The organism is Anabaena sp. 90 (genome assembly GCF_000312705.1).
Classification (GTDB): domain Bacteria; phylum Cyanobacteriota; class Cyanobacteriia; order Cyanobacteriales; family Nostocaceae; genus Dolichospermum; species Dolichospermum lemmermannii.
This window is the reverse complement of the sequence record NC_019427.1, coordinates 2,685,924-2,704,446: the sequence shown is the minus strand read 5'-3', so window position 1 is coordinate 2,704,446 and position 18,523 is coordinate 2,685,924. Positions and strand designations below refer to the sequence as shown.

Annotated in this window: 19 protein-coding genes and 1 tRNA gene; 15 read left to right on the top strand and 5 right to left on the bottom strand. The window is 38.8% G+C overall.

All coding sequences use genetic code 11. The features are described from left to right. Nucleotides 1–146: 146 nt before the first annotated feature. Both ANA_RS11805 and alr read right to left on the bottom strand, forming a co-directional pair. Nucleotides 147–228 (bottom strand) — tRNA-Leu (locus ANA_RS11805). An 84-nt stretch (nt 229–312) separates the two neighbouring features. Further along, nucleotides 313–1,500 (bottom strand): alanine racemase, encoded by a 1,188-nt coding sequence (gene alr, locus ANA_RS11800; protein WP_015080290.1) that lies wholly within the window; start codon nt 1,498–1,500, stop codon nt 313–315. Nucleotides 1,501–1,879: 379 nt separating this feature from the next. On the opposite strand from alr, the gene ANA_RS11795 reads away from it, so the two are divergent. From ANA_RS11795 to ANA_RS11750, 10 genes are all read left to right on the top strand, one after another. After that, a complete protein-coding gene (locus ANA_RS11795; protein ID WP_015080289.1) occupies nt 1,880–2,377 on the top strand; it encodes an HNH endonuclease in 498 nt (165 codons plus the stop codon). A 653-nt stretch (nt 2,378–3,030) separates the two neighbouring features. Continuing rightward, a complete protein-coding gene (locus ANA_RS11790) occupies nt 3,031–4,314 on the top strand; it encodes a DHH family phosphoesterase (RefSeq protein ID WP_015080288.1) in 1,284 nt (427 codons plus the stop codon). Nucleotides 4,315–4,495: 181 nt separating this feature from the next. Then, complete coding sequence (locus ANA_RS11785) at nt 4,496–4,906, top strand: RusA family crossover junction endodeoxyribonuclease (protein ID WP_015080287.1); 411 nt, start codon at nt 4,496–4,498, stop codon at nt 4,904–4,906. Next, on the top strand, nt 4,903–6,132 hold the full coding sequence (locus tag ANA_RS26580; protein WP_015080286.1) for a hypothetical protein: 1,230 nt from the start codon (nt 4,903–4,905) through the stop codon (nt 6,130–6,132). The genes ANA_RS11785 and ANA_RS26580 overlap by 4 nt, the downstream gene beginning before the upstream one ends. Nucleotides 6,133–6,322: 190 nt before the next feature. Then, nucleotides 6,323–6,817: a phosphohistidine phosphatase SixA gene (gene sixA, locus ANA_RS11770; protein WP_015080285.1), complete on the top strand. Its 495-nt coding sequence runs from the start codon at nt 6,323–6,325 to the stop codon at nt 6,815–6,817. 87 nt (nt 6,818–6,904) lie between these two features. After that, complete coding sequence (locus tag ANA_RS11765) at nt 6,905–8,041, top strand: citrate synthase (RefSeq protein ID WP_015080284.1); 1,137 nt, start codon at nt 6,905–6,907, stop codon at nt 8,039–8,041. Nucleotides 8,042–8,070: 29 nt separating this feature from the next. Then, a complete protein-coding gene (locus ANA_RS26575) occupies nt 8,071–8,208 on the top strand; it encodes a hypothetical protein (RefSeq protein ID WP_158310528.1) in 138 nt (45 codons plus the stop codon). Between the two features lie 708 nt (nt 8,209–8,916). Further along, nucleotides 8,917–10,035 carry an NADH-quinone oxidoreductase subunit NuoH gene (gene nuoH, locus ANA_RS11760; protein ID WP_015080283.1) on the top strand — a complete coding sequence of 373 codons (1,119 nt, stop codon included), beginning with the start codon at nt 8,917–8,919 and terminating at the stop codon, nt 10,033–10,035. An 88-nt stretch (nt 10,036–10,123) separates the two neighbouring features. Beyond that, nucleotides 10,124–10,699 (top strand): NAD(P)H-quinone oxidoreductase subunit I, encoded by a 576-nt coding sequence (gene ndhI / locus ANA_RS11755; RefSeq protein ID WP_015080282.1) that lies wholly within the window; start codon nt 10,124–10,126, stop codon nt 10,697–10,699. A 110-nt stretch (nt 10,700–10,809) separates the two neighbouring features. Then, a complete protein-coding gene (locus ANA_RS11750) occupies nt 10,810–11,421 on the top strand; it encodes an NADH-quinone oxidoreductase subunit J (protein WP_015080281.1) in 612 nt (203 codons plus the stop codon). Here the strand turns inward: ANA_RS11750 and ANA_RS28210 are convergent. Continuing rightward, a complete protein-coding gene (locus ANA_RS28210; protein ID WP_256370229.1) occupies nt 11,368–11,502 on the bottom strand; it encodes a hypothetical protein in 135 nt (44 codons plus the stop codon). The two genes, ANA_RS11750 and ANA_RS28210, sit on opposite strands and share 54 nt — an antisense overlap. A 23-nt stretch (nt 11,503–11,525) precedes the next feature. Here ANA_RS28210 and nuoK point away from each other — a divergent pair, with 23 nt between their 5' ends. Beyond that, the gene (nuoK, locus tag ANA_RS11745; protein WP_015080280.1) at nt 11,526–11,831 is read left to right on the top strand and encodes an NADH-quinone oxidoreductase subunit NuoK; all 306 of its coding nucleotides are present in this window, start codon (nt 11,526–11,528) and stop codon (nt 11,829–11,831) included. 6 nt (nt 11,832–11,837) lie between these two features. Beyond that, complete coding sequence (locus ANA_RS11740) at nt 11,838–12,758, top strand: NAD(+) kinase (RefSeq protein ID WP_015080279.1); 921 nt, start codon at nt 11,838–11,840, stop codon at nt 12,756–12,758. Between the two features lie 243 nt (nt 12,759–13,001). On the opposite strand, the gene gntT is transcribed toward ANA_RS11740, so the two are convergent. Next, nucleotides 13,002–14,348: a guanitoxin biosynthesis MATE family efflux transporter GntT gene (gntT, locus tag ANA_RS11735; protein ID WP_015080278.1), complete on the bottom strand. Its 1,347-nt coding sequence runs from the start codon at nt 14,346–14,348 to the stop codon at nt 13,002–13,004. Between the two features lie 328 nt (nt 14,349–14,676). Further along, the gene (locus ANA_RS23580) at nt 14,677–14,949 is read right to left on the bottom strand and encodes a hypothetical protein (protein ID WP_051155179.1); all 273 of its coding nucleotides are present in this window, start codon (nt 14,947–14,949) and stop codon (nt 14,677–14,679) included. Between the two features lie 464 nt (nt 14,950–15,413). Between ANA_RS23580 and ANA_RS11725 the strand changes: the two genes are divergently transcribed. The 3 genes from ANA_RS11725 to ANA_RS11715 all read left to right on the top strand — a co-directional run bounded on the left by ANA_RS11725 (nt 15,414) and on the right by ANA_RS11715 (nt 18,250). Beyond that, complete coding sequence (locus tag ANA_RS11725) at nt 15,414–16,202, top strand: GNAT family N-acetyltransferase (protein ID WP_015080277.1); 789 nt, start codon at nt 15,414–15,416, stop codon at nt 16,200–16,202. Between the two features lie 233 nt (nt 16,203–16,435). Beyond that, entirely contained in the window at nt 16,436–17,575 is a 1,140-nt protein-coding gene (gene gshA, locus ANA_RS11720; RefSeq protein ID WP_015080276.1) for a glutamate--cysteine ligase, read from the top strand. A 213-nt stretch (nt 17,576–17,788) separates the two neighbouring features. Next, the gene (locus tag ANA_RS11715; protein WP_015080275.1) at nt 17,789–18,250 is read left to right on the top strand and encodes a tRNA (cytidine(34)-2'-O)-methyltransferase; all 462 of its coding nucleotides are present in this window, start codon (nt 17,789–17,791) and stop codon (nt 18,248–18,250) included. Nucleotides 18,251–18,523 lie beyond the last annotated feature (273 nt).

Genomic DNA, 18,523 nt, shown 5'->3' with positions numbered 1-18,523 from the left:
ATAGCAATACCTTTGCTGTTTTTTTTGTAAAATATATGTCTAAAATCACTCTGCTATGTTTTGATCAATGAGTATAATATACAGAAAAAAGCACTATCAGGATTTAATTTTCCTGAGTGCTTTTAACTTGGCTATTTATTTAAAAGTGCGGATAAAAGGACTTGAACCTTCACTCCTTTCGGAACTAGAACCTAAATCTAGCGCGTCTGCCAATTTCGCCATATCCGCATCAATACCTTACCTTAGCACAATAAAATATTTATGGCAATAGGTAAAAATACAAAATTTAAAATCAGGGTATGGGGTATTGCTCTACATCACAGCTACACGAGGTAGACGGTGCTTGAAGCCGCAAAGAATTTCCCAAGAAATGGTATTGAGGCAATTTGCCCAATCATCAGCGGATATTTGTTCTTTTCCCTGTTCTCCTAGCAAAGTGACGATTTCCCCTTCTTGCAAATCGGGGATGGAACTCACATCTAACATAATTTGATCCATGGTAATTGCGCCAATTTGTGGCACACGCTGTCCACGGATTAACACCTGCATTTGGTTAGAAAGATGACGAGGAACTCCATCGGCATAACCAATGCCAACTACAGCCAGACGCATTTCTTGAGGAGCAATAAAATGATGACCATAACTAACTCCAGTTCCTGCGGCTATGGTTTTAACTTGGGTAACTCTAGCTTTGAGTTGTAAAACGGGTTGCAGTTTGATGTGATTTTGTAAGTGATTAGCAGGATAAAGCCCATAAATGGCTAAACCTACCCGCACCATGTCATAGTGTAATCTTGAATCTGCCAGGGTAGCGGCTGAGTTGGCTAAATGTAAACAGGGAATTGTGATCCCTTTAGCTTTGATGTGGGCGATCGCCTCTTCAAATCTGCTATGCTGTTCCATCATCACCGTAGCGTCGGGACTATCTGCTGTTGCTAAGTGAGAATAAATACTGGCAATATCTAAATGGGGTAATCCTTGTACCAACTGCACAAACTCCGCCGCCTGTTGCCAATTAGTGCCTAATCTAGACATTCCCGTATCTAATTTGATATGTACAGATAAAGAAGAATTATAGTTAATAGTTTCTAATGTGTTGGAAAATTCTAAAGCTTGCTTAGGACTACACAGTGTGGGCTGAAGTTGCCAATGAGCGATCGCCTGAATTTGCTCTGGCGTGTTGGTTGCCCCTAAAATTAAAATCGGGGCTTTAATGCCATCTTCCCGCAATTGAATACCTTCAGGAACAGTCGCCACACCTAACCAACCAGCACCCGCTTCTAAGGCAGTTTTAGCAACTGCTACCGCCCCATGTCCATAGGCATCCGCTTTAACAACTGCCATTAATTGGGTGCGTGGTGATAAAAACTTGACCAACTGCTTGACATTATCAGACAACGCCCCTAAATCAATTTCTACCCAAGCCCGCTGAGAAAACCAAGCATAAGTATCACATTCCTGATTGTCAGCAAAAATCGGGGTTTGCTTGCGACTTAACATTGCACTTCACTCCTATCACACCACCGAAAAGCTTCTCACATCCCCTAGAAGCTATATCACTTTAATCAGGAAGTTTAACTTTGATCCGGTAATTTACACAAGATAGTAGCACGAGCAATATTATTAGTGTGTCTGAATACTCAATAATTCCAAAAATTATTGGAAGATAGTTCTTCCTTATCAGTTTCATCATAACAAATTTAAAATCAAATGTCAACCCCTAAATCCTCTTTTATGGCGATTTTAGGTAAATAAGATCCCGGACTTCTTTAAGAAGTCCGGGATCTGAGTCAAGGACAAAAGTATAAATTATTCTCATATCCCCAGCGGAGTATATTTGTGTTAATATGTGTAAAACTAATACCTTGAGCGCAGATTCATGAGGAAGGTTTTAGTCCTGAACGCCTCTTACGAACCGCTCAACATCACCAGTTGGCGACGTGCCACCGTGTTGTTGATTAAAGGCAAAGCTGAACGCTTAGAATACAACGGTAAATTCCTTTACTCGGATTTTCCCATGCCGACCGTGATCCGGTTGCGCCATTATGTCCGCGTTCCTTATATGGAAATTCCTCTCACTCGGCGAAATATCCTGCATCGTGATAGCCATACCTGTCAATACTGTGGTCACACAGGGGACGGGTTAACTCTAGATCATGTGATACCGAGATCACGAGGAGGTGGAGATACCTGGGAGAATATTACTACTGCTTGTGTACGCTGCAATATCAAAAAAGGCTGTCGTACACCTCAAGAAGCCCGAATGCCTTTGCGTAATTTACCCCGTCAACCTTACAGTAGTCTCTACTTTGAGGTAACGAAGCATCTGAAAAGTGGACTTCACCAGGAGTGGCAAAAGTATGTCATAGGTCTTTGACATTACCCAAAATTAACTACAAAAGTTCAGGTCAAAATTTACCTGTAGATATATCCGTTTGACTAAATAAAGTCAATGATAGTGACTACAAGTAGGGGTTTCACTTGCTTTTGATGAGTATTGAATACAGCTTATGGCAAGTTTCCACTAAGCTGATATTTTCATGTCCGCAGCATCAAACAACCTTAATTTCCAGAATTGGCGTTTTGTCCTTTAAAAAACGATATATAGATAGATTTTGTTCTTAACTGATAATTTGTTACAATTATAAGTGGATGACTTGCCAGCTAGAAATTGAGATGTCAATTTGCACACGGAATGTCCAAGATAACACAAGTCAAATAAATATTCAAGATAATTATCAAATTTTTTTCATAAAAATCTGCATATTTGTTTAGACAAAGCCACAAATTATGAGGTTTTATATAACCCAAGAGGTAAAGCGTACCTGATTTTCAGCATCTCTGTAGCACTTGAGGTAGATGTAATAGATCCTTGACTCATGCTATTGACAAAAATAAACCGCCCGACAAAGTGCCAAGACAATTAATTTTAGATTGTTGCCAAGTCTCCTGTAGCTTTACAAGCGCATTATTGCTTGGATTATGCCTGAATGGACACCCCCCTTTCCCCGCTTAAAAATACAGTTACTTATGTACGTGAATTATCCGGCTTCTCAATTTGAGAGTTTATCATTGACCACAGATCCGCATCCAGAGGAAATAGAGAAAGAGAAGGAGAAAGAGCTAATTGAGCTTCCAACTTTAACCCGAACTTCCTTATCATCCTCTAATGGTGATGGAGGTATCTATTTAGTTCAGCGTGGCAATTCTCTAGCATCTCAAAAATCAGAAGAGTTACAGAAAACGCTGCTTGCACATCGCCATGAACGTCAATTAGTGATTTTACAGGATTTTCCCGATCCTGATGCTCTTTCTTGTGCTTGGTCTTACCAACTAATTGCCCAACAGTATGATATTAAGTGTGATATTGTTTACGCGGGAACTTTAAGCCATCAGGAAAATATTGCTTTAGTTAAGCTAACTAATTTACCTGCTCAACGCTGGACGATGCAAACTTTAAAAAATAAAGATTTGTCGTCCTATCAAGGGTTTGTGTTAATTGACAACCAGGGAACTACATCTCAATTATTACCAGCAATCCAACAAGCAGGAATTCCCCTGATAGTGCTGGTGGATCATCATAGTTTACAAGGGGAACTCAAGTCAGAATTTGTTGATGTTCGTCCTTATGTACGAGCTACAGCCACAATTTTTACTCAATACTTACAAGCAGGATTATTAACTTTAGATAACAGCATTAGCCAGCACGTTAAATGTGCTACAGCTTTAATGCACGGTTTGCGCTCAGATACAAATCGGTTGATGCAAGCCCAAGAAGAAGATTTTATGGCTGCTGGGTATTTGAGTAGGTTTTATGATGCTCAGTTACTAAATGCTATTTTGCAAGCAAATCGTTCTAAGCGGGTGATGGATGTGATCGAGCGATCGCTTAAAAACCGCATCGTTCAAAATAACTTTTCCATAGCTGGTGTTGGTTACTTGCGCTATGATGACCGGGATGCAATTCCCCAAGCGGCTGATTTTCTGGTGACGGAAGAAAATGTGCATACCGCAGTAGTTTATGGAATCGTTCATGATGAAGATGACGAACTAGAAGTGGTGATAGGATCTCTGAGAACCACAAAACTTACTTTAGATCCTGATGAATTTATTAAAGAAGCCTTTGGACAGGATAGCACTGGGCGATTTTTTGGTGGTGGAAGAACGGGTGCGGGAGGCTTTGAAATTCCCATGGGTTTCTTATCTGGTGGTAATGAAAATTCGGCTTATGCCAAAATCAAATGGGAAGTTTTCGACGCACAAATCAAACAAAAATTATTGAGATTGGTGAATCCTAGAGATAATCCAATTTAGTCTTAAACCGGATTAAAAGACTTGATTGATTTAGGGTTTAGCAGTGCTGAACCCATGCAAATGAATTTAGCTTTTGCTGTCAAAGAAGCAGGTATAAATTTGGTACAATTTAGAAATATATCCAAGATTTGTTGAAGGTGCTTATAAGTTTGTTAAGTTATAATCAAGAGATGCACTGGGAATGCCAATAATACCTTTTGAATTTCTCATTTCCAGACGGCCTGTTTCATTACAAGCAAAACCAAAAGGACTGAATGAATGGAAAAATTTTGTTCGTTCTGAAGCCGAAAAGTTTTGGAAAGGTGACAGTCCAATTAAAGTATCTTATCTACAGCTTACGCTAGTTTACATTTGTAGTGATGATTCTCCACCTGATACTGATAACATTATCAAACCAATACAGGATGCACTTATAGGCTTAGTTTATGAAGATGATAATTTAGTATTAGATGTAGATAGTCATCGTCGGTTTATGTCAGATCCGATTGATATAACAAATTTACCTTTATTATTGCGGGAAGGTGCCATCATTGGCGAAGAGTGTGTTTATGTCAAAGTAAGTGAATCTCAACCATTGGAACAATACTTATGATAGACAATACTAAAAGTTTACGTGATGATAAAGTTGAATCTTTGATCAAAAAGTATCGTGATGAAGGATTTACAGTTATACAAAACCCGAAGGCGGATCAATTACCCTTTGATTTGGATAACTATCAACCCGATATTCTTGCTACTAAGAATCAAAATGAATCTGGTTTAATAATTGAAGTAAAAACCAGCATTAGTCCAGTTTCAGTTGAGCGTTTACAATCTGTAGCGGAAGAAATTAGTAGACATCCGGGCTGGCGTTTTTTATTGGTAACACTTGAAGATATAGAAGCCGAATCATTACCTGGAACATCGGAAGAACTACCTTCCTGGGAAGAACTAATCAACTATTTTAGTCAAGTTAGCAAGCTTATTGAAAATAATAATATTGAACCTGCTTTTCTTTTTCTCTGGAGTGTTTTTGAGGGAGCATTAAGAAAAAGAGCAGTTGATGTATCAATTCCTGTTGAACGTTTACCAGTCATAAGATTGCTAAAAACAATGTACTCTTTGGGAGAGTTATCAATTTCTGAATTTGATATTATTCAAGCTTATTTTGAAAAGCGCAATCGTCTAGCTCATGGATATATTCAAAAGCTAGATTCGGAGGTTTTACCTACGTTTATAATGTTGGTTGTTAACTTATTGATAGAATGGACTTCTAATATATCTGAGAAAATAGCAGTTCTACAGGTTTCCAGGCAAATTATGGACAGTATGACAAAAAATAATCAGGAAAACACAGCACAAACGAATCAAGAAATTCAAGAAATAGCAGTTTCTGAGTTACATAATCACCCAAGAGAAAAAGAAATATTGGCAAAGATTAAGCACGCAGTGGAAAAAGAAGAAGGAGGAAATAATTTTTTCAATGAACTTCAACACTTATCTGATGAGTATTACGATACTTCTACTGAATCTAAAAATCAACAGGTAAACAAAAATGAAATAATTTTAGATGATAACGCACAAATAGCACTTGATGCTTTACCAACTCAAGAGAAAGAAAAGATTAGTTATGCTATTAGTTGTCTAGAAAACTTTCCTGATTGTTCAGAAATTGAAGTTTCTCAACTGAATTCAAGCTCAGATAATGATTTTATTGCCAAGGTAGGCATATATCGAATCATTTTTGAAGTTCAACCTAAAAAAGTAACTATTATTGATATAGTTAATTACAAACGGATTCAAATGTTATATGGATTATTAGAAAAGGCTAAAGTATGAAAAATCTAGATTCTTTATCACGAAAAACCTATATTTGTAGGGGTTTAGAACTGCTAAACCCTTACCCACACAATCAAATAATTAAGCCGTGTTGAGTATAAACTACTGATTCCTGCATTCTTCTTTGCGCCTTTGCTTCTTTGCGTCTTTGCGCGAAACAAAAATAATATAAAAACGCCCAACTAAAAACATGGAACTATACTTAATCCGTCATGGTATCGCCGAAGAACATCAACCTACACTAAAAGATGAAGAACGACAACTCACCCCAGAAGGAAGACAAAAAACCGAGAAAATAGCTCAAAAATTACTAAAGCTAGAATTACACTTTGATCTAATTCTCACCAGTCCCCTAGTCCGTGCTTACCAAACAGCAGAAATACTCATTGCTGCTGGACTGAGTTCCCAGTTAGAAGCATCAGATCATCTTAGCTTTGATGGTAATATTCAAAATTGGCTACAAGAATGGCTTCAACCTAGAAATTATCCCCAAAAAACCCGACTAGGATTAGTAGGCCATGAGCCTAATTTAAGCCATTGGGCAGAAATTCTCCTGTGGGGAGAAGCAAAAGAGAGCCTCATCCTCAAAAAAGCAGGTATGATGGGAATAAAACTACCAGATGATGGTTCAGCTTGGGGTCGTAGTCAAATGTTTTGGTTGACACCACCCAAGTACCTGCTGTAATAGTTGTTACATCTGCAACTTTTGTGGTGAAAATAGTCTCTGGTGAGTTAGCGTGAGCAGATATTTTACAAAGTAAATGGTGTTGCCATGACGGTATGCGAATACAAGCCTGGTTTAGAAGGTATTCCCGCAGCCCAGTCGAGTATTAGTTATGTAGACGGGCAGAAAGGAATTCTAGAATATCGTGGTATCAGGATTGAGGAATTAGCCGAAAAAAGTACATTCCTAGAAACTGCATATCTGTTAATTTGGGGTGAGTTACCAAATCAGGAAGAACTAAAAGCATTTGAGCATGAAGTTCTCTTCCACAGACGCATCAAATACCGCATTCGGGATATGATGAAATGCTTTCCTGAAAGTGGTCATCCGATGGATGCTCTTCAAGCTTCTGCTGCTGCTTTAGGTTTATTTTATTCTCTTAGGGACTTACATAATCCGGTCTACATTCGTACCGCCGCTGTCCGTTTAATAGCGACTATTCCCACGATGGTAGCAGCGTTCCAGTTAATGCGGGAAGGTAATGATCCAGTTAAGCCCAGAGATGATTTAGGCTATGCGGCTAACTTCCTGTATATGCTCAACGAGAAAGAGCCTGATCCTTTAGCCGCTAAAATCTTTGATATCTGCTTAATTCTTCATGTTGAGCATACAATGAATGCTTCTACCTTTAGTGCTAGGGTAACAGCTTCAACCTTAACTGATCCTTATGCAGTAGTTGCCAGTGCCGTAGGTACTTTAGGTGGACCATTGCATGGTGGAGCGAATGAAGAAGTAATTCAGATGTTAGAAGAAATCGGTTCTGTAGAAAATGTTGTCCCTTATGTGGATAATCTTCTGCAACGCAAAGCTAAAATTATGGGTTTTGGACATCGAGTTTACAAAGTCAAAGACCCCCGGGCTACAATCTTACAAGGCTTGGCAGAGCAGTTGTTTGAGAAGTTTGGCTATGATGAATACTATGAAATTGCCGTGGAAATGGAACGGGTAGTTTCGGAAAAACTGGGTGACAGAGGGATTTATCCTAATGTTGACTTTTATTCCGGTTTAGTGTATAGGAAAATGGGAATTCCTACAGACTTGTTTACACCAGTATTTGCGATCGCTCGTGTAGCAGGTTGGTTAGCACACTGGAAAGAACAACTGGTAGAAAACCGGATTTTCCGTCCTACCCAAATTTACAACGGTCGTCACGAAATCGCCTACACTCCCATTGACCAACGTTAACTAACAAATAAATTAACTCTAGATTTTGGATGTTTAATTCAAGTCCTCTAATGGGCAGATTGATAACTGTCCTATCTACCATTGAGGCTTGTCGTCCAAAATCAAAACCCGCTAAAATTGGCAACTTGACAGCAGCAGCCAGTGTGGGAAAATCAGACAATTTGTAGACCATAGACAACCGTTACCAACTCGGAAGCGGCTAATTTGTCTTGTTTAACGACTTAATGGGGAAACTTTTGCCCATTTCCTCACCCACCAATCATCAATTCCCAATCCCAACCATAAGTAGAAGTTGTCTTGTGGAGTCTCATGGTGAAAACCATCCAAGGATATACTAGACTCATGAATTGGCAAATGTATTGAACTTCAATCGGTCATCATCTCAGCAGAGATTATTACTAAAGCTGAAGACAAAAGGTCAGTAACCCAGCCCTAAAGGGACTGGGCTTGCAAGAGTAATCAAGCAAGCCGTGCTGACCAGACCACCCTGAGCGTAGTCGAAGGGTAGCCGTTATTTGAGTCATGACACCCCGGAATGCGAAGCTAGTTCCCTGCTCTGTCGCTTGTGATTAAACAGTTCCAAGGTCACTGGAACAGTGTTGCAAGCTCAAGCAAGCTCTTATAACAGGTCGTTCGCGCCAGCGTGCCGGAGGCATCTAGCTAACATTACCCCAGAAATGGGAGTTGGTTTCCAGGTTCCAATCAAAAATCTGGTTTTAATTTTAATATCCACAGCGGTTAAAACCGCTCGTGTCGCTTCCCTCTCAGCCCTAAAGGGACTGAGTCTCCCGCTTACCGCGTGATCTTATGAAAATTAGAATAACTGATTTCATCCTTCACAGTTCATCAGCACGTTGACTTAAAGAGCAGCAAACATGAATCCAGGAATTGACCTCCAAGGAACTTTTATTCAATCTGTCAAGGACTTAGGCGTACCCCCAGGAGCGGCCAAAGCCCTATGGATGCCATTACCAATGGTATTGATGCTGATTGGGGCTACAGTAGGTGTCCTAGTTGCCACATGGCTAGAACGGAAAATTTCTGCGGCAGCACAGCAACGAATTGGTCCTGAATACCAGGGTCCTTTTGGATTGTTAGTGCCTGTAGCAGATGGTCTGAAGCTGGTATTTAAAGAAGATATCATCCCCGCCAAAGCAGATCCTTGGCTATTTACCATTGGTCCAATTATTGTCGTTTTACCAGTATTTCTGTCCTATTTAATTGTGCCATTTGGACAGAATATTATCATTGCTAACGTCGGCATGGGCGTATTCTTGTGGATTGCATTATCGAGTATTCAGCCCATTGGCTTATTAATGGCGGGTTATGCCTCCAATAATAAATATGCCTTGTTAGGAGGTTTACGGGCAGCAGCGCAGTCCATCAGTTATGAAATTCCCTTAGCATTGAGTGTACTAGCGATCGCTATGATGTCCAATAGTCTTAGTACCGTTGACATCGTTAATCAGCAATCTAACTTTGGCATTCTCGGCTGGAATATTTGGCGACAACCATTAGGTTTCGTGATCTTTTGGATAGCCGCCCTAGCAGAATGCGAGCGCCTACCCTTTGACTTACCAGAAGCAGAAGAAGAACTAGTTGCAGGGTATCAAACCGAATATTCAGGCATGAAATTCGCCCTCTTCTACCTCAGTTCCTACATTAACCTGGTACTTTCTGCCTTACTAGTAGCAATTTTGTACCTTGGTGGTTGGCATTGTCCTATACCCCTGGAGATGATCACTGGTTGGTTAGGAGTCAGCGAAAGTGACCCAGCAATTCAGGTAGTCACAGCGGTTATAGGTATTACCATGACCGTAATCAAAGCCTACTTACTAGTATTTTTCGCCATCCTCATTCGTTGGACAGTACCACGGGTACGGATTGACCAATTGCTAGACTTAGGATGGAAATTTCTCTTACCAATAGGCTTGGTAAATCTCCTATTAACCGCAGCCTTCAAACTAGCCTTTCCCTTCGCCTTCGGTGGGTAAGGCAATTTTAGATTTTAGATTTTGGATTGAATCTGAAATCTAAAATCCAAAATCCAAAATCCAAAATTGTAAAGAGAGAGACACAAAAATGCTTAAATTCCTCAAACAAGTTGGTGATTACGCCAAAGAAGCAGTCCAAGCAGGTCGTTATATTGGTCAAGGATTATCTGTTACTTTTGACCACATGAGACGGCGACCTGTTACCGTCCAATACCCCTACGAAAAATTAATTCCTGGTGAAAGATTTCGCGGTCGCATTCACTATGAGTTTGACAAGTGTATTGCTTGTGAAGTCTGTGTGCGTGTTTGTCCCATTAATCTTCCTGTCGTTGACTGGGAAATGGACAAAGGCACTAAAAAGAAAAAGCTCAAACACTACAGTATTGATTTTGGAGTTTGTATCTTCTGCGGTAACTGTGTGGAATATTGTCCCACCAACTGTTTATCCATGACAGAAGAATATGAACTAGCTACTTATGATCGCCATGAACTTAATTACGATAGCGTAGCCCTGGGACGTTTGCCCTATAAAGTTACAAACGATCCAATGGTGACACCATTACGAGAACTTGTTTACCTACCTAAAGGCGTAATGGACCCCCACGGAGTCCCCGCCGATGCCCCCCGTGCAGGTTCTCGTCCAGAAGACCTAGTAGAAAAATAATTGACAACTAAGAAATGACAAATGACAAATGACAACTAACAACTAACAAATGACAAATGACAACTAACAACTGACAACTAACAACTAACAACTAACTAAGGACAAAAACAGTGAATCTAGCCGAAGGAGTACAGTCTGTATCACTTGGCATTCTTGGCGTAATGATGATTGGGACAGCACTAGGTGTGGTGCTATTCTCTAACATTGTTTATTCCGCCTTTTTGCTGGGAGGTGTATTCATCAGCATGGCGGGAATATACCTATTGCTAAATGGTGATTTTGTCGCATCAGCACAAATCCTAATTTATGTTGGTGCAATTAACGTTTTAATTCTGTTTGCCATTATGTTGGTAAACAAAAGACAGGATTTTTCACCATTACCTAGTGCGGGATTACGGAAAGTATTTACAGCTTTAGTGAGTTTTGGACTATTTGCGCTTTTAAGTACAATGGTATTAGCTACGCCTTGGGCTTATACAACTAATCCCGTAGTTAGTCAAAATTCCATCATTGTCATTGGTGAGCATTTCTTCAGCGACTTTTTGCTACCCTTTGAATTAGCTTCCGTTCTGTTGCTAATAGCAATGGTAGGAGCAATTATTTTGGCACGTCGGGAATATTTACCTGACCAAGTACCAACTTCTGACCTACAACAAACAATTTTAACCCTACCAGAACGCCCCAAAGAACTCATCGGCACTGGTAGAAGTTCTGACAACTGACAACTGTACGGGCGAAGCATTTGGAAGATAAATTATCGGTAGTTGCGAAAAATGCTTCTCCAAATGCTTCGCCCCTACCAACTAACAACTGACAACCGACAATCATGCAACTCCAATACTTTTTATTACTAGCCGCAGCTTTGTTTTGCATTGGGATTTATGGTTTAATTACCAGTCGCAACGCAGTGCGGGTACTGATGTCAATTGAGTTATTGCTGAATGCCGTTAATCTAAATTTAATGGCATTTTCCAACTTCCTTGATTCAACCTTAATTAAAGGTCAAGTTTTCACAGTTTTTGTGATTACAGTCGCAGCCGCAGAAGCGGCAGTGGGTTTAGCGATTGTGCTGACGATTTATCGCAACCGCGATACCGTTGATATGGAGCAGTTTAATCTTCTGAAGTGGTAATAGTGCGTGCAACTCAAGCAGGTAATCATTGCTTATAAAGCACGAGATCCCCAGAGTAAAAGCTGGGCTGAACTTTGTGCTAAACAACTAGAAAATCGTCATTGCCAAGTATTGATGGGACCTAGTGGGCCAAAAGATAACCCCTATCCGGTTTTTTTGGCCTCTGCTAATCAACCAATTGATCTTGCTTTGGTACTTGGTGGTGATGGTACTGTCCTCACAAGTGCCAGACATTTAGCCCCAGCTGGTATCCCCATTCTCGGAGTGAATGTAGGCGGCCATTTGGGGTTTTTAACTGAGTCAGTAGATGAGTTTCAAGATCCAGAAATAGTTTGGGACAGGCTGTTAGAAGATCGTTATGCTATTCAACGGCGCATGATGTTACAAGCAGCGGTATATGAAGGGACTGGCTCAAATTTAGAACCAGTAACAGAAAGTTACTTGGCTTTAAATGAGTTTTGTGTCAAACCGGCTTCTGCTGACAGAATGATTACCTCAATTTTGGAAATGGAAATTGATGGTGAGATAGTAGATCAGTATGTGGGAGATGGGTTAATTATCTCTACTCCCACAGGTTCTACTGGTTATACTGTTTCTGCCAGTGGACCAATTATGCACGATGGGATGGAAGCAATTACCATCACTCCCATTTGTCCCATGAGTCTTTCAAGTCGTCCCCTTGTCTTACCTCCTGGTTCTGTGGTCAGTATTTGGCCTTTGGGCGATTATGATTTAAGTACCAAACTCTGGATGGATGGTGTGTTATCTACTTCCATTTGGCCAGGACATCGTGTTGATGTCCGAATGGCTGATTGCCGCGCTAAGTTTATTGTATTACGGGCAAATAACTCATATTATCAAACACTGCGGGAGAAGTTACTTTGGGCTGGAACGAGAGTTCGCTACAACAATAATCACCGCAATTGATTTTTATGTATCTTTTCTAAATATTGTCCCGTTAAGTCCGTCATAGTAAATTCAACTTCGCCCCCAATTTTAAGATATTTGGGGGTTTTTAATATCTATTCTTACTCACAATTGAAAGTATGAACTATAGCAGGAGTCAGAATTTACCGAATCAGAATTCAGAAGTTAAAAGTAGTTGTCAACGAAGTTTCATCAACACCTAATAACTCTCTTTTGTAAGTTCTTGTAATTAGGTGTATTGATTCAATTTAATATGGTCTCGATTTTTAACTCTTTGCTTTTCACTAGATATACTCCAAGAATCACCATTCTAATCACCATAAACATAGACATAGCCAACCACAACATATGGTTATTGTGATAAAACCATGTTGATATAGCTAGAGGGATAAATCCCACCAAGGTACTGATTAAGAAAGTATTGCGGAGAACAACCCCTTCCGCTAGACCCGTAAAGTATCCCTCCAGAACTAAACAAATTGAGGCACATCCCAGAACCACTAATAACCAAGGAACATAGGTTTTAATTAGCTCTATGATTTCGCTGTGGTTGGTTAACAACCCAAATATGGTTTGTGGAGAAAGCACACAAAGACCAGCGCAGGTAAGTCCTATTGAAAGACTAGTTCCTATTGCTATTTGCAATAAAGGCAAATACTTATGAGTTGTCTGTTCACCTTTAAATGTTCCAGTTAAAGCAGCGGTAGAAATTCCTACACCATTAAAAATATCTATAGTCAGCAGTAACACCTGTAAAAGTAAGGCATTGCCAGCAAATATCATTGTATCCATTGTTGCGCTCAAACAGGAAAAAATGACGTAGGTGAATGCAATAGTTAAAGACCTCACAAATAGATTTCCATTCAACCGAGCAATGGATTTGAAACCTGACGATTCCAAAATTTGCTCCTTTAATGCTGCTACCTCTTTTAAAGGGACATCACGGAGTAAGAAAATTAACCCCGTCAACAACATTAAATATTGGCTGACTCCGGCAGACATTCCGGCTCCGGTACTTGCCCAATGCCACTGGTTAATATATAGGTAGTCTTGCAGTATATTAACCACATTGTAAACAATGGTCATTAGCAATACCCTACTACTTTTTTCCTGTCCAATAAACCAGCCAATTAGTACATAGTTGAGTAAAACTGCTGGTGCGCCCCAAATACGGGCATTAAAGTAGGCAAGACCAGCATCCTTGACCTCTGGAGAAGTAGTAAACAGTGCAAACCCCAAATTCCCTAAGGGTTCATGTATAACCAGAATGAGTATCCCCAAACCTAAAGCGATCGCGCTATTCCGTATTCCTACTAGTAACATAGCCTCTCGGTCATCTTCACCAACAGCTATTGCTGTCATGCCTGTAGTTACTAAACGTAAAAAACCTACACTAAAGTATATATAATCAAAAAGAATTGCACCCAGAGAAGCACCTGCAAAATAGCGGATATCTGTCAAATGACCTAGAAAAACTGTACTGGTAAAACCAGCTAACGGTATAATAGTGCAAGATAAAATATTAGTAAGGGTAATTAGATAAAAGCGAGAGATAAATTGATATTTACCTGACAAGGGGAATAATAGCATCGTATAAAAAGCCCGATTTGAAGAGGTTTTGCCCTACAGAAAATTTCATAAATAACTACAAATATGAAATTACATGATGACGATTTTTTGACTACAGCAGAATTTTGCAGTAAAATCCTATTTTAGCACCGCCTCCTATTATACCATCATAGATCCTTTGTAGTACCTTGAGCCTGTAATTGAAGGGTACAAATTGCATTGTCAAAATACTAGTTACAAAACTAGCATTTTCAAAACATATATTACTACTGGTTACATCTTGAAGAAGAAAATTCACATTTGGAGAAGTACATCTATATCTAGCGCTCTATATCATGGATGGGCTTTCTTATATCCCAAATAGGTTAATATTCTTTTTTGAAATATGTTGTTGAGATAGTAGTGATAAAGTTGTGCCTGTGGAAGAACCTATATCATATATAACACTATTATCTTTGATAAAATACTCGCTAATTTCAACTACCATTCTCTGAATCTCTTCATAAAAAGGCACGCTCTTTATAACATGACTGTCAAAACTTTCACTAACTTGCTGATCAAATTTCCAGTTACCATGACTAGCTAGAATTAAATCGTCAACAGACTCAATTGAATTACTCATATTTTCACCTTCTTATGTTTCTATTATTACATTATTATTTGATTTGCAGCATTTCTGTCTGAAATATCACATCTACAACGACAAGTCAATATTTCAAAAAGTTTCTATTATTACATTATTATTTGCAGTATTTCCGTCTAAAATATCACATCTACAACGACAAGTCAATATTTCAAAAAGTATTTAACAGGTTCTAGGAGCATATAATAGAGCCTACTGATCCTATAAGAGATACACTAACTACTAAAAGACCAAAACCTCTTCTCTATTTTTTTATTTGGAAGTCTCTAACGCCAAATTTTAACGCTAATCTACTTGTATAACTAAATTTGTATCTTATTACCAGATTTTTTGAGCAGTTAAGCTCATAATGAAAAAAAGATAATAACCAGATCCCCGACTTCTTTAACAAGTCGGGGATGTATCTTCTATCAAATATTTTACAAATCTATGTAGGAAAATAGATGAAAGTTTCTGATCGCTACAATAATTATCAACTCCATCTTTCTGATTTTCCCATTTTGCAAACTGATAAATATATCCTGCGTCTAGCTGCAAATCCTCAAGAACTAGAATCTATTTTCCAATTGCGATTTGAAGTATTTAATTTAGAACTCGGTTTAGGATTATCTAATTCTAATATTGCCCAAATGGATCAAGATAAATTTGATCAAGTTTGTCATCATTTATTACTCATTGCTAAAAATACGGGTGAAACGATTGGTACTTATAGAATGCAAACTTATACAATGGCTGCTCAATATCTAGGATTTGATGCGGCTGATATATTTGATCTTCATGGTATTCCTGATGCTGTTCTTCAATCTTCTGTTGAGGTGGGACGTGCTTGTATAGCTAAGAAGTACCGCAATAGTCATACTCTATTATTACTGTGGAAAGGATTAGCTAATTATTTACTTTGGACTAAACAACAATATTTTTTTGGCTGTGCATCTTTACTTACACAATCTCATCGAGAAGCAGCTTGTACTTTTAATTATTTAAAACAAAATAATTTTATCCATCCTCATATTTTAGTATGTCCTCATGCAAAATACTTGATAGAAATTCCGCAAAGTTATCCAGAAAAGTCTAATATATCAATTCCTAATATTTTTCAGGCATATCTAAATATTGGGGCTAAAGTATGCAGTTTACCAGCTATTGATCAGCAATTTAAAACTATTGACTTTTTAGTTATTTCTAATATTGCTGATTTTACTAGATGGCATTATGGCATGAGATTGAAATAATGACACTGTTTTTTTCGGGCTACGCATCTTTTAAAAACATCTTTTTTTTGACTGAAGCTCTAAACTGGTGAAAATGAGTGTTTCTTATCTGTTCCCTATTCCCTATTCCCTGTTCCCTTTTTTGTAATTCTGATGACTTTTTCCTTACTTAAATTTATATATACATAAAAAATGCAAAAAATCGTCTAATTAGATACAATTTATGAACATTAGAAGAAGTTTTGGAGAATAATATGGTCTTATTAAAAGGCTTTGAGATTGAGATGTACACTGGTACGCATCAAGGTGATATTGTCGGACTATCGGATCAAATTACTACAAATTTAGATGGATTTATGCGTGAGCCGGATAGCCGGAATGTGGAGTATATAACTCAACCATCTATGAATTATGACAATTTATTGTGCGCTTTACTACGTCCTAGAAAAGAGTTGCGGAACTATCTCCAAAGCTTGGATAATTATACTTTGATACCGGGTAGTACATTATCTTTGCAAGGAAGCGATCTCTTTTTGCGTTCTGACCCCACCAATCCCTATCATGATTACATTGAACAAACCTATGGCACAAAGGTAGTTACTGCCAGCGTCCATATCAATGTTGGTATCAGTGACCCAGAGGTATTAATGCGTGCCTGTCGGATCATGAGAATGGAAGCACCTCTATTCCTAGCTATGAGTGCCTCATCTCCTTTCCTAAATAGTAAAACTACTGGTTATCATTCCACCCGCTGGGGACTATTTCCCCAAACTCCCCATCATGTCCCCTTATTTGCTAGTCATGCGGATCATATTCAATGGGTAAATGAACAGTTAGCATCTGGGACAATGCAAAATGTCCGACATTTGTGGGTATCAGTGCGTCCAAATGGCGATCGCCGTCCTTATGATTTAAATCGCTTAGAACTGCGAATTTGTGACTTGGTAACAGATCCCATTGCTTTGTTAGCAATGACAGCTTTATTAGAAGCGCGGTTAATCCAAATTATCAATAACCCAGCTATTGATCCTTTAACTCAAAGTCCGTTTTCTCCCGAAGAATTGATCACCTTAACCATGAAAAACGAAATGGCCGCTGCTACTGACAGTCTTGATGGAAGATTGCAGCGATGGCAAGATGGTAGGAGTATTCTTGCCAGAGATTGGATAGCAGAAATATATGATGAAGTTTGGAGTATTGCCAAACAACAGGGCTTTAGTTGTTTCCTCTCCCCCTTGCAAAAAATTCTCCGAGAAGGTAATGAAGCTCAACAATGGTTACAACTACACAAAATAGGCGTTGATATTCAGCGTGTAATTGCCCAAGCCATTATTTCTACCCAAGAACGGGAAACCGAACTAGAAAGTAAACTATGTTCATCTGTGCGGGAATAGACACCAGACAAGAGGGAATAGGCAAGAGGGAATAGGCAAAGATACATATTCTCCTCACTCAGATTCTTATTTCCTCTCGCTGAAATGATTAAAAAAAATAATCAATGGAAAATACTTCGTAACATATTAAAAAAAACTATATATCGCCTCTACATTTTGGTAGATTTTTAGACAGCAAGAAATTTCCTAATATACAATTTAGATTTGCAAAAGATGCCCCAGATAGTTTTAGTGAACCCACAAATTCCTCCGAATACTGGCAATATTGCCCGGACTTGTGCCGCTACAGGCACGGAATTACATTTGGTCGGTCCTTTGGGATTTGAAATTAGCGATCGCTATCTGAAACGAGCCGGGTTAGATTATTGGCCTTACGTTAAATTCCATTATCATGACTCCATAGAAGTATTTCAAAGCGTACAAAAACAACGTGGGGGTAGATGCTTAGGTTTTAGTGTTCGTGGTGATTTTAACTACATTAATTTTGAATTCCAAGCGGATGATTGGCTGCTTTTTGGCAGTGAAACAGCAGGTTTACCAGCAGCTACTCTCTCAACTTGTGACTCTACCTTATATATTCCCATGTATGAACCTGGTGTTCGTAGCCTGAATCTATCAGTCAGTGTGGCCATAGGTTTATTTGAATGTCGTCGTCAGTTAGGCTATTTACAATAATTCATATTCACCAACAAAAATTTAGGATTAAGTGTGATAGAAACATATCTATCAGATCAATCACACCAAAACTTGCTATAATAATGTTGTATAACATACATAAGCAAAAGGTGAATAGTGATAAATACTGATAAGCTCCGCTAACATGACATAAGAAATTTGTATAGATATTTTCAGGGTGATCTAACCACCAAGGATAGAATTTAGTTAATTCTTTAGATGATGACTCGAAACAGGAAAATTACCGAAAACCATTACTCTCAATGATTTGGA

Bases quoted from the DNA above. Each gene is read 5' to 3' on its own strand.
- alr (WP_015080290.1), bottom strand. From the start codon at position 1,500: ATGTTAAGTCGCAAGCAAACCCCGATTTTTGCTGACAATCAGGAATGT.
- ANA_RS11795 (WP_015080289.1), top strand. From the start codon at position 1,880: ATGAGGAAGGTTTTAGTCCTGAACGCCTCTTACGAACCGCTCAACATC.
- ANA_RS11790 (WP_015080288.1), top strand. From the start codon at position 3,031: ATGTACGTGAATTATCCGGCTTCTCAATTTGAGAGTTTATCATTGACC.
- ANA_RS11785 (WP_015080287.1), top strand. From the start codon at position 4,496: ATGCCAATAATACCTTTTGAATTTCTCATTTCCAGACGGCCTGTTTCA.
- ANA_RS26580 (WP_015080286.1), top strand. From the start codon at position 4,903: ATGATAGACAATACTAAAAGTTTACGTGATGATAAAGTTGAATCTTTG.
- sixA (WP_015080285.1), top strand. From the start codon at position 6,323: ATGGAACTATACTTAATCCGTCATGGTATCGCCGAAGAACATCAACCT.
- ANA_RS11765 (WP_015080284.1), top strand. From the start codon at position 6,905: ATGACGGTATGCGAATACAAGCCTGGTTTAGAAGGTATTCCCGCAGCC.
- ANA_RS26575 (WP_158310528.1), top strand. From the start codon at position 8,071: ATGTTTAATTCAAGTCCTCTAATGGGCAGATTGATAACTGTCCTATCT.
- nuoH (WP_015080283.1), top strand. From the start codon at position 8,917: ATGAATCCAGGAATTGACCTCCAAGGAACTTTTATTCAATCTGTCAAG.
- ndhI (WP_015080282.1), top strand. From the start codon at position 10,124: ATGCTTAAATTCCTCAAACAAGTTGGTGATTACGCCAAAGAAGCAGTC.
- nuoK (WP_015080280.1), top strand. From the start codon at position 11,526: ATGCAACTCCAATACTTTTTATTACTAGCCGCAGCTTTGTTTTGCATT.
- gntT (WP_015080278.1), bottom strand. From the start codon at position 14,348: ATGCTATTATTCCCCTTGTCAGGTAAATATCAATTTATCTCTCGCTTT.
- ANA_RS23580 (WP_051155179.1), bottom strand. From the start codon at position 14,949: ATGAGTAATTCAATTGAGTCTGTTGACGATTTAATTCTAGCTAGTCAT.
- ANA_RS11725 (WP_015080277.1), top strand. From the start codon at position 15,414: ATGAAAGTTTCTGATCGCTACAATAATTATCAACTCCATCTTTCTGAT.
- gshA (WP_015080276.1), top strand. From the start codon at position 16,436: ATGGTCTTATTAAAAGGCTTTGAGATTGAGATGTACACTGGTACGCAT.
- ANA_RS11715 (WP_015080275.1), top strand. From the start codon at position 17,789: ATGCCCCAGATAGTTTTAGTGAACCCACAAATTCCTCCGAATACTGGC.